The sequence below is a fragment of the Streptomyces sp. NRRL F-5126 genome (assembly GCF_000721265.1).
GTDB lineage: Bacteria > Actinomycetota > Actinomycetes > Streptomycetales > Streptomycetaceae > Streptomyces.
In genome coordinates, this window is record NZ_JOFZ01000012.1 from 444,383 (window position 1) to 457,525 (window position 13,143).

Consider the following 13,143-nt stretch of genomic DNA (forward strand, 5'->3'; position numbering starts at 1 on the left):
CGACGATGGCACTGTTCAAGAAGCGCACGGAGCCCAAGGCGGGCGAGTGGTACTACTGCCTCCAGCACAAGGCGGTGGAGGAAGGCATGCAGTGCCCCGCGAAGAACCGCTTCGGGCCGTACGCGACACGCGCCGAGGCGGAACACGCGATGGACAAGGTGAAGGAACGCAACCGCGAGTGGGACACCGACCCGAAGTGGAACGACGGCGGTGACGCGCCTCGCCCGTAGCGGGCGGCGGGCCCGGGCCGCCACCCGCCACCCGCCACGGGGCACGGACCGAGCCCGTCGTGCGGCCCACCGCGGGTAGCGCGGGGCCGTCGGCCTGCCGGCCGGCTCGGCCCTGCCCGGGACCATCGCCGCGGGCCCCGCACGGCCGCCGCGATGACCTCGACGGCCGACTCCGCCCCCTTCGCCGGCCCCAGCGCCCGGCCTGGGCGGCCCGGACGGAGGCGCGACGGCAGGCCCCCGCGCCCACACCCTCGGCGGCCCCGGAGCGAGGCCCGGCTCCCGCACCATGGACGGCAGACGGCCGTGTGGCCGCGGGCCCGGCGCCGTGGAGGGCGGCGGCCCCGGAGCGAGGCCCGGCTCCCGCACCATGGACGGCAGACGGCCGTGTGGCCGCGGGCCCGGCGCCGTGGAGGGCGGACCAGGCGGGCCGGACGGCGACGCGGCGGCAAGCCTCGCGCCGTGGACGGCGGACAGGGGCAAGCCGGCAGGCCCGGCGCCTCGGACGGCAGGCGGGTGGCCGCGTGGCGGAGCGGGCGGCGGGCGCCGCCGCGCCCGCCCCCTCCGGGGCCCGTGCCCCGCCGCACGGAGCCCTACGCCCCCGGCGCCTCGGCCGCGGCCCCGGCGCCGGGCGCGTCGTCCGGGGCGGTGGCGCGCGCCGCCGCCTCCTTCTGCGCGCGCCTGCGCACCGCGTCGGGGTCCGTGTCCGCGTGGTACGTCATCAGCCCGGGCAGCGCCACCGCCAGCAGCCCCACCGCCGCGACGCACGCGAAACCGCCTCCCCAGATCGCCGGGCGCGTGCCCGTGATGCCGGCGGTCGTACCCGCCCGTACCTGGCCGAGCTGCGGGCCGCAGCTGTACGACAGCACCTCTATGCCGGCGAGCCTGCCGCGCAGCTCGTCGGGGACCGTCTGGTCCCAGATCGTGTGCCGCGCCAGGCCGCTGACCATGTCGCCGCCGCCCGCGACCGCCAGGCACACGAGGACCAGCCAGACGTTGGACATCAGCCCGGCCGCGGCCATGGCGAGCCCCCAGCTCCCCGCCCCGATCGCGACCATGCGGCCGTGCCGCCTGGTCCTCGCCGCCCACCCGCTGGTGCCGGTCACGAGCATCGAACCGAAGGGAATCGCGCCGTACATCAGCCCGAGAGCCCACCTGGCGCCGAGCTCGTCCGCGAGGAACGGGAACAGCGTCACCGGGTAGGCGAAGAACATCGCCGCCACGTCCATCGCGTACGTGCCCAGCAGCACCGGCTTGCTCCACGCGTACCTGGCGCCCTCCACGACGCTGCGCAGCGAAGGGCGCGACATCTCGTGGAGCGGCGGCGCGGGCGCGAGCCGCAGGCACATCGGGACGGTGAGCAGGAAGCCGACGACGGTCACCGTGTACGCCACAGGCAGCCCCACGTACGTGACGACGACGCCCGCGAGAGAGGGGCCGACCACGGCGGCGAGCTGGCCCCGCATGAAGTTGAGCGCCGAGGCCGCCGTCAGCCGGTCGTGCGGCACGATCCTCGCGATCAGCGAGCCGAGGGCGGGCTGCTGGAGCCCGGACAGCGCCGACACCCCGGCCGCGACCACGTACAGCGGCCACAGCGCCGGGCGGGCAAGCAGCGAGTTGGCCAGCAGGCCCAGGGCGAGTACGCCGAGCCCGGCCTCGGAGAACAGGATGATCCGGCGCCGGTCGACGGCGTCCGCGAGCGCGCCGCCGTAAAGGCCGAAGACGATCAGCGGCACCAGTTCGACGCCGCCCATCGCCCCCACGGCGAACGGTGAGCCGGTCAGCTCCTTGATCTGCAGGGGCAGCGCGACCATCGTCATCGAGCTGCCGAACGAGGTCACGAGCCCCTGGAACCAGAGCAGGCGGAAGTCACGCAGCGTGCGCAGCGGCGCCAGGTCGGGCAGGACCGCGAGGGCCCTGCGGGAGGCGCGGCGCAGGAGGCGGGGGGACGAGGGGTGCGGCACGAGGTGTCATGTTCGGCGCTCGTACGTGCGCAGGGCAACCGGCTTCCGGGCGTGCGCGGCGCGCGCCGCGCCGGGGCCGCGTGCTCGCGCTCAAGCTTCCGTTCTCACCAGCGGGCGGGAGGCGGGGCGGTGAGGCGGTCGGCGAGCAGGGAGAGCCGGTCCCTGAAGCGGCGCCTGCCCCGGGCGGCGGGCAGCGCGGACTCCCCCGCTGCGGCGCTCACCAGGTGCTGCACTGTGTCGAAGTCCACATCGACGGGCGCATCGGCGCCGCCGGACTCGCCCGCGCCGCCGGGCTCACCCGCGCCGCCCGGCCCGTTCGCGCCGCCCGGCCCAGCACCGGCCGCCTCAGCGCCGACCGGCTCCGCACCGGCCGACTCCGTACCGTCCGGTGGATCCCCTGGACGGCCGGGTCCCGCCGCTCGTGGCTGGGCCGGCAGCAGGGGCGGTCCGGCCGCGCACGCCACCGTGAGCACCTCGTGCGCCAGCGCGTGCATCTCCGGGTCGCCGCCGTCGAGCGAGAAGACCGTCGCGCCCGCGCGACGCGCGCCGTGGACGCGCTCCAGCAGGCACTCGTCCGCCGCCCCCGGCGCGACCACCAGCAGCGTCTCGCCGCGCCCCGCCCCCTCCAGGCGGCCGAGGCCCACCGTGAGGTGCGCGGGAGCGCCGCAGGGCACCTCGTGCCGTACGAGCGTCGGCGCCAGCTCGGGCCGGCCCGACCACGCCGCCTCGTCGACGAGATGGGCCGCCAGGTGCCAGGGCTCGTACGCGCGCGTGCCGACGAGCAGCAGGCCGCCGCCCTGCGGCACGACGCACGAGCGCAGCGCGCCGGCGAAGCCACGGGCCTCGGAGGGCCAGCGGGTACCGGCGAGCACCTCACGCAGCAGGGCGACGCGTACGGCATCCATGGGCCCGCATCCTGCCCGAGAACCACGCCACACGTCCGGGAGTGGCGGACACCTCACCCGAAAGGGAAAGCTGGACCCATGACTTCTACTTCTGCCACTCCCTCACCCTCCGGCGAGCCGGGGAAGACCGCGACCAAGGCACCGGCCAAGGACCCCTGGGAACTGCCCGACGTGTCGGGACTCGTCGTCGGCGTGCTCGGCGGCACGGGCGACCAGGGCCGGGGGCTCGCCTACCGGTTCGCCCGCGCCGGGCAGCGGGTGATCATCGGTTCGCGGTCGCAGGAGCGCGCCCGGTCGGCGGCCGGGGAGCTAGGGGGCGGGGTCGAGGGCGCGGCGAACGCGGACTGTGCGAGCCGCAGCGACGTGGTGATCGTCGCGGTGCCGTGGGAGGGCCACGCCAAGACCCTCGAATCCCTCAGGGACGAGCTCGCGGGCAAGCTCGTCGTGGACTGCGTCAACCCGCTGGGCTTTGACAAGAAGGGCGCGTACGCGCTGACCCCCGAGGAGGGCAGCGCGGCGCAGCAGGCCGCGGTGCTGCTGCCGCAGGCGAGGGTGACGGCCGCCTTCCACCACCTGTCGGCCGTGCTCCTCCAGGACCCGGAGGTCGACCGGATCGACACGGACGTGATGGTGCTCGGCGAGTCCCGCGCGGACACGGACGTCGTGCAGGCGCTGGCCGGACGCATCGCCGGCATGCGGGGCGTCTTCGCCGGCCGGCTGCGCAACGCGCACCAGGTGGAGTCGCTGGTCGCCAACCTGGTCTCCGTCAACCGCCGCTACAAGGCGCACGCGGGGCTGCGCGTCACCGACCTCTGACGGCGGCCTCCGCCTGGCCTCCGCGTCACGCACGGACGCGGAGGCGGGGGCGGGACGGGCACCCCCATGGGGGAGACTGGGGTGACACCGTCACGCCGTCCCGACAGGAGCAGAACCCCATGCCCCGCCTCGCCCTCTACGCCGTCACCGTCTGCGTGCTCGCCGTCGCCGCGGCCGTACTCTCCTTCGTCCAGGGCAGCTGGCTCGGCATCATCTGGGTCCTGCTGGCAGGCCTCTCCTCCAACATGGCCTGGTACTACGTACGGCGCGCACGGATGGCGACGGCCACGTCACAACAGCGCTGACCCCGGGGGCCCGCGCCGTCAGGGCCGACAGCGCCGTCAGGGGCCGAAGAAGGCCGCGACGGAGCATCGCGGGTCCTGCGTGGACCAGAAGCGGAACAGGTCCTGCCCGCAGTAGATGGAGTTCTGGTCCACGCCGAGGTGGCCGAGGATGGCGTAGATCAGGTCGAAGAAGGCGTTGTTGACCGTGCCCTGGTACAGCACGACGAAGACGGCGATCAGGCCGAACGGCGCGAAGGGCGCGATCTGGCGGCGGATGCGGTGCGACAGCCACGGCTCGATCACGCCGTACCCGTCGAGCCCCGGGACGGGGACGAGGTTCAGCAGGGTGGCCGAGACCTGGAGGAACACCAGGAAGGCGAGGGCCTGCCTGAACGCCAGCGGCACGCCGCCGAGGCCGAAGAGCCAGAACGGCATCGCGCACACGAGGGCGAACAGCGCGTTCGTCAGCGGGCCCGCGGCGGAGATCAGGCTGTGCCGCCAGCGGCCGCGCACCCGGTCGCGCTCGATGTAGACGGCGCCGCCCGGCAGGCCGATGCCGCCGAGGATGACGAACACGACGGGCAGCACGATGCTCAGCAGGGCGTGCGTGTACTTGAGCGGGTTCAGCGTGAGGTAGCCCTTGGCGCCGATCGTGATGTCGCCGCTGTGCAGGGCGGTGCGCGCGTGCGCGTACTCGTGCAGGCACAGGGAGACGACCCACGCGGACACCACGAAGAGGAACACGGCGAAGGCCGCGTTGTCCGAGAACCCCTTCCACACGGCGTAGCCGGAGACCGCCATGACGGCGGCGATGCCGAGGAACACGGGACTGACCCGCCGGTCGCCCCTCGGCGTGGTGGTGACGCTGCTCATGCGGGCTCCCCCAGTACGGTGCACGTCGATACGCATGAACCGTACTGGGTCCCGCGGACATCACCGGCCGCGGTGTGCGCGAGCGCCTTGCTCGTGTGCGCCTTGCTCGCGAGCGCCACCGGCCGTCGCGCGCCCGCCCGCGGCCACCGGCGCCGTGGGTAGGGCCACTGCCCTGGCGCGCCGCCAGGGCCGTACGAGGGTGACGAAGCAGGTGGCGGCGCCGAGCGAGCAGACGACCTGGACGAGCGCCATCGGCAGCGCCGTGTGCTCGCCGCCGACGCCGACCAGCGGCGAGGCCAGCGAGCCGACGAGGAACGAGGAGGTGCCGAGCAGCGCGGAGGCCGATCCCGCCGCGTGCGAGGCGCGCATCAGGCCGAGCGTGTTCGCGTTGGCATTGACCAGCCCCATGCCCGTCATCAGCGCGAAGAGGCCGGCCGCGACGGGCGCGAGGCCGACGTGCCCGAAAGCGCCTGCCGTCATCAGCAGCAGCGCGAGGGAAGCGGTGGTGATGACCGCCAGGCCGCCCGCCATGATCCTGTGCATGCTGAACCTGCCGACCAGCACGCGCCCGTTGAGCTGGCCCACGCCGACCGAGCCGATCGCGTTGAGGCCGAACAGGACGCTGTAGGTCTGCGGCGAGGCGCCGTAGATGACCTGCATGACGAACGGCGAGGCGGACACGTAGGCGAACAGTGCGGTGAACGCGAGCGTCCCCGTCAGCAGGTAGCCGCTGAACGCGCGGTCGGCGAGCAGGCCGCGCATCGTGTGCAGCGTGTGGCCGACGCCGCCGCTGTGGCGCCGCTCGGGCGGCAGGGTCTCGTGGAGCCACTTGGCGGCGACGAGCGTCAGCAGGGTGCCGACGACGGTGATCACCACGAAGACGCCCCGCCAGTCGGTGAAGCGCAGCAGCTGGCCGCCGAACACGGGCGCGGCGATCGGCGCGACGCCCGAGACCAGCATGAGGCTGGAGAAGAACCGGGCCATGGCCACACCGTCGTACAGGTCGCGGACCACGGCACGGGCGATGACGATGCCCGCGGCGCCCGCGAGGCCCTGTATCAGGCGTACGGCGATGAGGAGTTCGGCGTTGGGCGCGAGGGCGCAGACCACGCTCGCGGCCACGTACACGGTCATGCCGGCGAGCAGGGGCCTGCGCCTGCCCCACTTGTCGCTCATCGGGCCGATGACGATCTGGCCGAGCGCCATGCCGATGAGGCAGGCGGTGAGCGTGATCTGGACGGTGGCGGCGGGCGCGTGCAGGGACTTCGTCACGGCGGGGAGCGCCGGGAGGTACATGTCGGTGGAGAGCGGCGGGAGGGCGGTCAGCCCGCCGAGTACGAGGGTGACGAGGAGCCCGGCCCTGCGGGCGGGTACGTGATCGGTGCGGTGAAGGGGACTTGGGGGCTCGGGCTCTGCGTGGACGGAGGGGCCGCCGGCCGGCATCTCTTCTCCTTGGTCGTCGTGTCGTTTCATATGCTCGCAGCACTCAGTGGTCGCGGACGACCGGGAAAACCGGGGACGAGGAGGCGGGACGGTGCTGCGTTGGGGCGTGGTGGCGACGGGCGGGATAGCGGAGCGGTTCACGCGGGACGTGCAGGAGATGGAGGACGCGCAGGTCGTGGCGGTGGCGTCGCGCGCGGAGGAGTCGGCGCGCGCGTTCGCCGACCGGTTCTCGATCCCGCGCGCGTACGGAAACCGGACGGAGATGTTCGCGGACGCGGACGTGGATGTGGTGTATGTCGCAACGCCGCACTCCGGTCACCTGGCGGCCGCGTCCGCGGCGCTCGACGCGGGAAAGCCGGTGCTGTGCGAGAAGCCGTTCACGATGAACGCGCGGGAGGCGCGGGAGCTGGTCGCGCTGGCGCGCGAGCGCGGGCTCTTCCTGATGGAGGCGATGTGGACGTACTGCGACCCGGTGGTGCGGCGCCTCGTGGAGCTGGTGCGGGACGGCGCGATCGGTGAAGTCCAGTCCGTCCAGGCCGACTTCGGGATCGCCGGGCCGTTCCCCGCCGGCCACCGCATGCGCGACCCGAAGCTCGGCGGGGGCGCGCTGCTCGACCTGGGCGTGTACCCGGTCTCGTTCGCCCAGTTGCTGCTGGGCGAACCGGAGCGGGTCCAGGCGGACGCGCGCCTGTCGCCCGAGGGCGTGGACCTGAACACGGGCATGCTGCTCGGCTGGAAGGGCGGCGCGGTGGCGGCGCTGACGTGCGGCATCGAGGGCCGCTCGGGTACGCGGGCGACGGTGACGGGCACGCGGGGCCGGATCGACGTGCCGTCGGGCTTCTTCGCGCCCGGCTCGTTCGTCCTGCACCGCGAGGGCGGCGCGGAACCCGAGGTGGTGACGGTGGAGTCGCCCCTGCACGGCATGCAGCACGAGGCGGCCGAGGTGGCGTCCTGCCTGGCGTCAGGCGCGCTGGAGTCGTCCCTGGTGCCGCTGTCGGGGACGCTGGCGGTCATGCGCACGCTGGACGCGGTGCGCTCCCGGATCGGCGTCCACTACGCGCAGGACGCGCCGCGCTGACGCCGCCGGGCGTGCGGTGGTGGCCCCGACGGCGGTCCCGGGCGCGGGCCGCCACCAGGCGGGGGGCGGCCCCGGTGCGCGGGGCGGCGGCGGACGTCAGGGCGCGCGGCGCGACCGGCAAGCGTACGGCCCGCGCGCTACGCGCGCCGCGGCCCCTCCTGGCAGGGCATAGCCTCGCCGCATGACTCAGCCACCTCGTACACCCCGTGTCGCGCTGCTGACCGGCGCCGGATCCGGGATCGGCCGTGCGGTCGCCCGTGAGCTGGGCGCCGCCGGCTGGGATCTCGTGCTCGCCGGCCGGCGGCTGCCCGCCCTGGAGGAGACCAGGGCGGGCATCGAGGGCGCCGGCGTCCTGTGCGTCGCCGCCGACGTCTCGCGCGCCGGCGACGTCGAGCGCCTCTTCCGCGAGGCCGCCGCGTTCCGGCCGCGCCTGGACCTGCTCCTCAACAACGCGGGCACGTTCGGCCCCGGCGGCGTCCCGTTCGACGAACTGCCCCTCTCCGCCTGGCAGAAGGTCGTCGACACCAACCTCACGGGCGCGTTCCTCTGTGCCCAGGCCGCGTTCCGCCGCATGAAGGCGCAGGACCCGCGGGGCGGGCGCATCATCAACAACGGTTCCGTCTCCGCGCACGCCCCGCGCCCGTCCTCCGCGCCCTACACGGCGACGAAGCACGCGCTGACGGGCCTGACCAAGTCGCTGTCGCTGGACGGCAGGCCGTACCGCATCGCCTGCGGGCAGATCGACATCGGCAACGCGGCCACCGACATGACGGAGCGGATGCGGCAGGGCGTGGAGCAGGCGGACGGCCGGGTCGTGCCCGAGCCGGTCATGGATGTGGCGGACGTCGCGCGGACCGTGCGGCACATGGCCGAGCTGCCGCTGGAGGCCAACGTCCAGTTTGCCACGGTCCTCGCGACGGCGATGCCGTTCGTCGGACGGGGGTGAGCCGGAGGGGGTGAGCCGGACGGGGGTGAGCACGCGCCGCCCGGCGGCCCGTCAGGTCAGTACCCGCACGGGCTCGCCCGCCGCCCACGCGGCGATGTCCTCGACCGCGTCGCGGTAGAACACCTCGTAGGTGTCGCGCGTGACGTAGCCGACGTGGGGCGTCAGCAGCGCGTTGTCGAGGCGCCGCAGAGGGTGGGCGGCGGGCAGCGGCTCCTGTGCGAACACATCGAGCGCGGCGCCCCCGATGCGGTGCTCGCGCAACGCGGCGAGCAGGGCGTCCTCGTCGACGATGGGCCCGCGCGAGGTGTTGACCAGCAACGCGGTGGGCTTCATCGCCGCGAGTTCGGGCGCGCCGACAAGGCCCCTGCTGCGCTCGCTGAGCACGAGGTGGATCGACACCACGTCGGCGGAGGCGAACAACTCGTCCTTCGCGACCGCGCGCACGCCGTGCTCCGCGGCCTTCTCCTGCGTCAGGTTCCGGCTCCATGCGATGGTCTCCATGCCGAAGGCCTGGCCGATCGCCGCGACGCGCGACCCGAGGCGGCCGAGGCCGAGCAGTCCGAGCGTCCTGCCGTGCAGGTCCCCGCCGACCCCGGTCTGCCAGCCGCCGTCGCGCACGGAGCGGTTCTCGGCGGGCAGGCCGCGCACGGCGGCGAGGATGAGCGCCCACGTCAGCTCGGCTGTCGGGTGGGACATGTAGCCGGTGTGGCAGACCGTGATGCCGAGTTCGCCGGCCGCCGGGATGTCGATGGAGCGGTTGCCCTTGCCCGTGGTGACGAGCAGCCGCAGATCGGCCAGCCGGCGCAGCACCTGAGCGGGCAGCGGGGTGCGCTCGCGCATCGCCACGACGACGTCGAACCCGGCGAGCCGGCGCACGAGCGCGTCCTCGTCGGCGAAGGGCTCGTGGAAGGTCTCGATGTCGGCGCCGAGTGAGTCCCAGTCGGCGAAGCCGAGCGCGACGTGCTGGTAGTCGTCAAGAATTGCGATCCTCATGGGCCCGAAACTACCCGCAGGGTTTTCGGACGGGCCACGGTGCCACACTTCCCGCATGGAGCACGAGGAAGAAGCGCCACCGCATCCCGGCAGCCCATGGACCACCGTCGAGCGGCTGCACGCGTGGCTGGACGAGCGCTCGGCGCTGCCCGCGGAGCAGGAGCGGCTGCTGCGGCTGCTGAAGCTGTCGGAGGAGACGGGCGAGGTCGCGTCGGCCGTCATCGGCGCCACGGGCCAGAACCCGCGCAAGGGCGTCACGCACAGCTGGGGGGACGTGGAGGCCGAGTTGTGCGACGTCATCGTGACGGCGATGGTCGCGCTGCGGACGCTCAACCAGGACGCGGAGCGGGTGTTCGCCGGCCACCTGCGGAGAGTGGACGACCGCGCCCGCTCGTGACGGGCCGGCGCGGGTCCCGGACGCGGCCGGCACAGCGCCGTGCCGTGCCGGCCGCGACTGTGTGACCGCCCGTACCGCACCGCTGAGACACGCCACGGGCGCGCGGGACCGGGGCGCCCCGCGCGCCGTCCGTGGGGGCCGCGTGGTCAGCCCGTGAGGTCGCCCTCCCTCTCGTTGACCGCCGCGTAGTGGCGCAGCTTGTCCTCGTCCACCGTGACGCCGAGCCCCGGGCCCGTCGGTACGCGCAGCCTGCCGCCTGCGAGGTGCAGGGGCTCGATGATGTCGTCCGCGTGCAGGTAGTACATGGAGTCGATGGCGCGCGAGAGCACCGGCGTGGACGCGACGACCGCGAGGTGCGCGGCGGTGGCGATGCCGAGTTCGCCGCCGCTGTGCAGGTTCATGCCGAGCCCGAAGGTCTCGCAGTGCGCGGCGAGCGCCTTGGTGGCGGCGATGCCGCCCCACTTGTAGACGTCGCCGTGGATGACATCGACGGCGCCGAGCCGCATCGCGGGCGCGAACTCCTCGAACCGCACGACGCACATGTTGGTGCACAGCGGTATGCGGACCCGCGAGCGCACCTGGCTCATCCCCTCGATGCCCGTACAGGGGTCCTCCAGGTACTCCAGGTCGAGCTCTTCGAGCGCGATGCCCGCGCGTACCGAGTCGGGCACGGACCAGGCGGCGTTCGGGTCCACGCGCAACTGCACGTCGGGCAGCGCGGCACGCAGGGCGCGCAGGATCGCCACGTCGCCGTCGACGTCCGTGGTGCCCTTGAGCTTGACGGCGCGGAAGCCGCCCTCGGCGACGACGCGCTCCGCGTGCCGGGCGAGCTCGGCGGGGAGCGAGGCGGCACCGGCGCCGGGCGCGTCGGCGCGGGTGATCAGGGCGGTGATGGGCACCTCGTCGCGCACCGGGCCGCCGAGCAGGTCGGTGACCGACTGGCCGGTGGCCTTGCCCATGACGTCCCAGCAGGCCACGTCGAGTGCGGCGATCGCCGCGTAGCCGAGGTAGCCGTGGAAGAACGGCACCATGTGCTGCTTGCGGTGGAATGCCTCCAGGGCGAACGGGCTGGTGCCGATGAGGTCTTCGGCGATCGACTCGACGATGGCGGCGACGGGCCTGCCCCACATCGTCTCGCCCCAGCCCTCGACGCCGTCGTCGGTGCGCACGCGCACCACCGTGCGGGTCTCCCCCGTCTTCGTCTCGAACGAGCTGGTGAACGGGTTGACGAGGGGAAGGTTGACGACCTGCACGTCGACGTCAGTGATCTTCATGGGACTCCTTGGGTGCGGGGCGGGTGGCGGCGTCGAAGGCCGCGACGGCCTTCGCGAGGCCGCGGGCGCGGGCGTCGAGCAGCAGGCGCCCGGTGTCCGCGTCGGCGTGGGACGCGTCGTCGGTGGACCCGCCGACGCGGGCCCACTCGCCGTGGCGCTCGGTGGTGAGCCCCGGGTACGGCGGGTTGTCGAACAGGGGTGGCGACTCGACCGGGGTGCGGGCCGGCACGGGGGCTCGGACGAGTCCCGGGTGCGCGGCGAGCATGAGCGAGGTCTCGAACCACCCGGCGTGGCCGGGGGTGACGGCGGGCCGCTCGGCGCCGTTGTCGGTGTCGGTGTCGGTGACCGTCCAGTACGAGCAGGCCGCGACGGTGACGCCGGCGCTCTCCGGCCGCAGCGCGAAGCGCTTGACGGCGAGCCGCATGATCTCGTCGTTGCCGCCGTGGCCGTTGACGATCATGATCCGGCGGCAGCCGCTCGTGACGAGGGAGGCGAGGATGTCGTCGAGCACGGCCGTGAGGGTCGCGGCGGAGAGCGAGACGGCGGCGGCGAAGAGGTGGTGCGGGCTGTGCCCGTACGGCAGGGCGGGCAGGGTGACGATCTCCGCGACGCCCGCACCCTCCTTCTCGTCGGCCAGGATCGCGAGGGCCCGGTCCAGCACCGCCTCGGCGAGGAGGGTGTCGGTGCCGAGCGGCAGGTGGGCGGCGTGCTGCTCCTGGGAGCCGATGGGCAGCACGGCGATGCCGCCGTCGCCCGCGGCGCGCACCTCGCGCCAGGTCAGCTCGGACAGCTCGGACATTTTTCGTTGGCTCACAGTGCTGTCTCCGGGAATCGCTGACGTGGCAGAGTTCGGCGCATGGCGCAGAGAGGTACGCGGTTGCGGTTGGTCGGGCCCCGGGACGAGTCGCCGGCGTCCGCGCCGGTCAGGACGCTCGGCGCGGTCGAGCTCGTGCCCGGCCGGGTGCGGGCCGCGGTGCTCGGTGTCTCCGGCCGTGTGCTGGCGCGCGCCGAGACCGCGTACGCGCCCGACGCGCCGGGCCGTGGCGCCGTGGACGCGGCGCTGGCCGAGGTGGCCGGTGTGTTCACCGGGCACGCGCCGACCGGGATCGGTGTGGCTGCCGCGGGCATCGTGGACCCGGCGGCTGGCCTGATCGTCGAGGTCAACGACGTACCGGCGCTGCACGGGTATCCGGTGACCGAGCGCCTCGCGGCGCTGACGGGCGTGCCGGTGCGCGTGGAGCACCGGGCGCGCCTCCAGGTTCTCGGTGACCGGTGGTTCGGCGCGGGCCGCGGCAGGCGGACGTTCGCGTCGGTGTCGACGGGCGAGGTGCTGGGCGTCGGGATCCTGTACGAGGGCGAGGTGCTGGCGCCCCCCGGCGGCCGCAGCGGCGCGCACATGACGGTGACTGCGGGCGGGCGGCCGTGCACGTGCGGTTCGACGGGCTGCTGGAAGACGGTGGCGACGACGCGGTGGCTCAGGGCGCGCGCCGACGCGCTGGGGCTCGGCGCGGACCGGACGCTGGGCTCGCTGGTGTCGGACGGCGACGAGCGTGCGGGGCGGCTCCTCGCGCAGTACGCGGAGAACCTGGTGCTCGGACTCGTCAACGTCCAGCAGTTGTTCGCGCCAGGTCTCTTCGTGCTGCACGGCGAGGCGAAGGAGGGCGGCGAGCACTTCCGCGCGCTGCTGGAGACGCGCCTGCGGCGGGACGTGGCGGCGTCGGGCGCGGAGCTGCCGCGCGTGGTGGTCAGCGAGGCCGCGGTGGACGACGTCGCCCTGCTGGGCGGCGCGGGGCTGGTGCTCTCCCACCTGTGACGCCCGCCCCCGCCCGAGGGCGTCGGGCTCCGGTCCGCACCGCTGCGCGCCGCCGCCCCGGGCCCACCGTTCACCGGCCCGCGTTGCCCGCAGGGGGGATCGGTCCTGCGGGGGGCACCGGAGCCCCGGC

The 13,143-nt window shown here is 74.3% G+C and carries 14 protein-coding genes; 7 read left to right on the top strand and 7 right to left on the bottom strand.

All coding sequences use genetic code 11. From position 1 onward, the window contains the following. The first annotated feature begins 5 nt into the window (after positions 1 to 5). Complete coding sequence (locus tag IH48_RS0126785; protein WP_030909867.1) at positions 6 to 230, top strand: hypothetical protein; 225 nt, start codon at positions 6 to 8, stop codon at positions 228 to 230. 590 nt (positions 231 to 820) lie between these two features. Here IH48_RS0126785 and IH48_RS0126790 read toward each other — a convergent pair. Beyond that, the gene (locus IH48_RS0126790) at positions 821 to 2,191 is read right to left on the bottom strand and encodes an MFS transporter (RefSeq protein WP_234434392.1); all 1,371 of its coding nucleotides are present in this window, start codon (positions 2,189 to 2,191) and stop codon (positions 821 to 823) included. A gap of 104 nt (positions 2,192 to 2,295) precedes the next feature. Then, on the bottom strand, positions 2,296 to 3,096 hold the full coding sequence (locus IH48_RS35950; RefSeq protein ID WP_030909881.1) for a hypothetical protein: 801 nt from the start codon (positions 3,094 to 3,096) through the stop codon (positions 2,296 to 2,298). Between the two features lie 78 nt (positions 3,097 to 3,174). Between IH48_RS35950 and npdG the strand changes: the two genes are divergently transcribed. Together npdG and IH48_RS0126805 are read left to right on the top strand one after the other, a co-directional pair. After that, a complete protein-coding gene (gene npdG / locus IH48_RS0126800) occupies positions 3,175 to 3,912 on the top strand; it encodes an NADPH-dependent F420 reductase (protein ID WP_030909884.1) in 738 nt (245 codons plus the stop codon). A 119-nt stretch (positions 3,913 to 4,031) separates the two neighbouring features. After that, complete coding sequence (locus tag IH48_RS0126805) at positions 4,032 to 4,217, top strand: hypothetical protein (protein ID WP_030909887.1); 186 nt, start codon at positions 4,032 to 4,034, stop codon at positions 4,215 to 4,217. A 36-nt stretch (positions 4,218 to 4,253) separates the two neighbouring features. Here the strand turns inward: IH48_RS0126805 and IH48_RS0126810 are convergent, their stop codons facing one another. Together IH48_RS0126810 and IH48_RS0126815 are read right to left on the bottom strand one after the other, a co-directional pair. Beyond that, complete coding sequence (locus IH48_RS0126810; protein ID WP_030909890.1) at positions 4,254 to 5,069, bottom strand: site-2 protease family protein; 816 nt, start codon at positions 5,067 to 5,069, stop codon at positions 4,254 to 4,256. A gap of 60 nt (positions 5,070 to 5,129) precedes the next feature. Beyond that, positions 5,130 to 6,512, bottom strand: coding sequence for a multidrug effflux MFS transporter (locus IH48_RS0126815; RefSeq protein WP_078850056.1), 1,383 nt, complete (start codon positions 6,510 to 6,512; stop codon positions 5,130 to 5,132). Positions 6,513 to 6,606: 94 nt separating this feature from the next. Between IH48_RS0126815 and IH48_RS34540 the strand changes: the two genes are divergently transcribed. After that, positions 6,607 to 7,590, top strand: a complete 984-nt coding sequence (locus IH48_RS34540) for a Gfo/Idh/MocA family protein (RefSeq protein WP_078850100.1) — start codon at positions 6,607 to 6,609, stop codon at positions 7,588 to 7,590. A 181-nt stretch (positions 7,591 to 7,771) separates the two neighbouring features. Further along, positions 7,772 to 8,536: an SDR family oxidoreductase gene (locus IH48_RS0126825; protein WP_030909899.1), complete on the top strand. Its 765-nt coding sequence runs from the start codon at positions 7,772 to 7,774 to the stop codon at positions 8,534 to 8,536. A gap of 51 nt (positions 8,537 to 8,587) precedes the next feature. Here the strand turns inward: IH48_RS0126825 and IH48_RS0126830 are convergent, their stop codons facing one another. Further along, complete coding sequence (locus tag IH48_RS0126830) at positions 8,588 to 9,529, bottom strand: D-2-hydroxyacid dehydrogenase family protein (RefSeq protein WP_030909902.1); 942 nt, start codon at positions 9,527 to 9,529, stop codon at positions 8,588 to 8,590. Between the two features lie 55 nt (positions 9,530 to 9,584). Between IH48_RS0126830 and IH48_RS0126835 the strand changes: the two genes are divergently transcribed. After that, complete coding sequence (locus IH48_RS0126835) at positions 9,585 to 9,926, top strand: MazG-like family protein (RefSeq protein WP_030909905.1); 342 nt, start codon at positions 9,585 to 9,587, stop codon at positions 9,924 to 9,926. Between the two features lie 146 nt (positions 9,927 to 10,072). Here the strand turns inward: IH48_RS0126835 and IH48_RS0126840 are convergent, their stop codons facing one another. Next, positions 10,073 to 11,200 (bottom strand): mandelate racemase/muconate lactonizing enzyme family protein, encoded by a 1,128-nt coding sequence (locus IH48_RS0126840; RefSeq protein WP_030909908.1) that lies wholly within the window; start codon positions 11,198 to 11,200, stop codon positions 10,073 to 10,075. Beyond that, positions 11,187 to 11,999, bottom strand: a complete 813-nt coding sequence (locus tag IH48_RS0126845; protein WP_030909911.1) for a creatininase family protein — start codon at positions 11,997 to 11,999, stop codon at positions 11,187 to 11,189. The genes IH48_RS0126840 and IH48_RS0126845 overlap by 14 nt, the downstream gene beginning before the upstream one ends. Before the next feature lie 57 nt (positions 12,000 to 12,056). Between IH48_RS0126845 and IH48_RS0126850 the strand changes: the two genes are divergently transcribed. Then, a complete protein-coding gene (locus tag IH48_RS0126850; protein ID WP_051840621.1) occupies positions 12,057 to 13,013 on the top strand; it encodes an ROK family protein in 957 nt (318 codons plus the stop codon). Positions 13,014 to 13,143: the final 130 nt, after the last annotated feature.

Bases quoted from the DNA above. Each gene is read 5' to 3' on its own strand.
- IH48_RS0126785 (WP_030909867.1), top strand. From the start codon at position 6: ATGGCACTGTTCAAGAAGCGCACGGAGCCCAAGGCGGGCGAGTGGTAC.
- IH48_RS35950 (WP_030909881.1), bottom strand. From the start codon at position 3,096: ATGGATGCCGTACGCGTCGCCCTGCTGCGTGAGGTGCTCGCCGGTACC.
- npdG (WP_030909884.1), top strand. From the start codon at position 3,175: ATGACTTCTACTTCTGCCACTCCCTCACCCTCCGGCGAGCCGGGGAAG.
- IH48_RS0126805 (WP_030909887.1), top strand. From the start codon at position 4,032: ATGCCCCGCCTCGCCCTCTACGCCGTCACCGTCTGCGTGCTCGCCGTC.
- IH48_RS0126810 (WP_030909890.1), bottom strand. From the start codon at position 5,069: ATGAGCAGCGTCACCACCACGCCGAGGGGCGACCGGCGGGTCAGTCCC.
- IH48_RS0126815 (WP_078850056.1), bottom strand. From the start codon at position 6,512: ATGCCGGCCGGCGGCCCCTCCGTCCACGCAGAGCCCGAGCCCCCAAGT.
- IH48_RS0126825 (WP_030909899.1), top strand. From the start codon at position 7,772: ATGACTCAGCCACCTCGTACACCCCGTGTCGCGCTGCTGACCGGCGCC.
- IH48_RS0126830 (WP_030909902.1), bottom strand. From the start codon at position 9,529: ATGAGGATCGCAATTCTTGACGACTACCAGCACGTCGCGCTCGGCTTC.
- IH48_RS0126835 (WP_030909905.1), top strand. From the start codon at position 9,585: ATGGAGCACGAGGAAGAAGCGCCACCGCATCCCGGCAGCCCATGGACC.
- IH48_RS0126840 (WP_030909908.1), bottom strand. From the start codon at position 11,200: ATGAAGATCACTGACGTCGACGTGCAGGTCGTCAACCTTCCCCTCGTC.
- IH48_RS0126845 (WP_030909911.1), bottom strand. From the start codon at position 11,999: ATGTCCGAGCTGTCCGAGCTGACCTGGCGCGAGGTGCGCGCCGCGGGC.
- IH48_RS0126850 (WP_051840621.1), top strand. From the start codon at position 12,057: ATGGCGCAGAGAGGTACGCGGTTGCGGTTGGTCGGGCCCCGGGACGAG.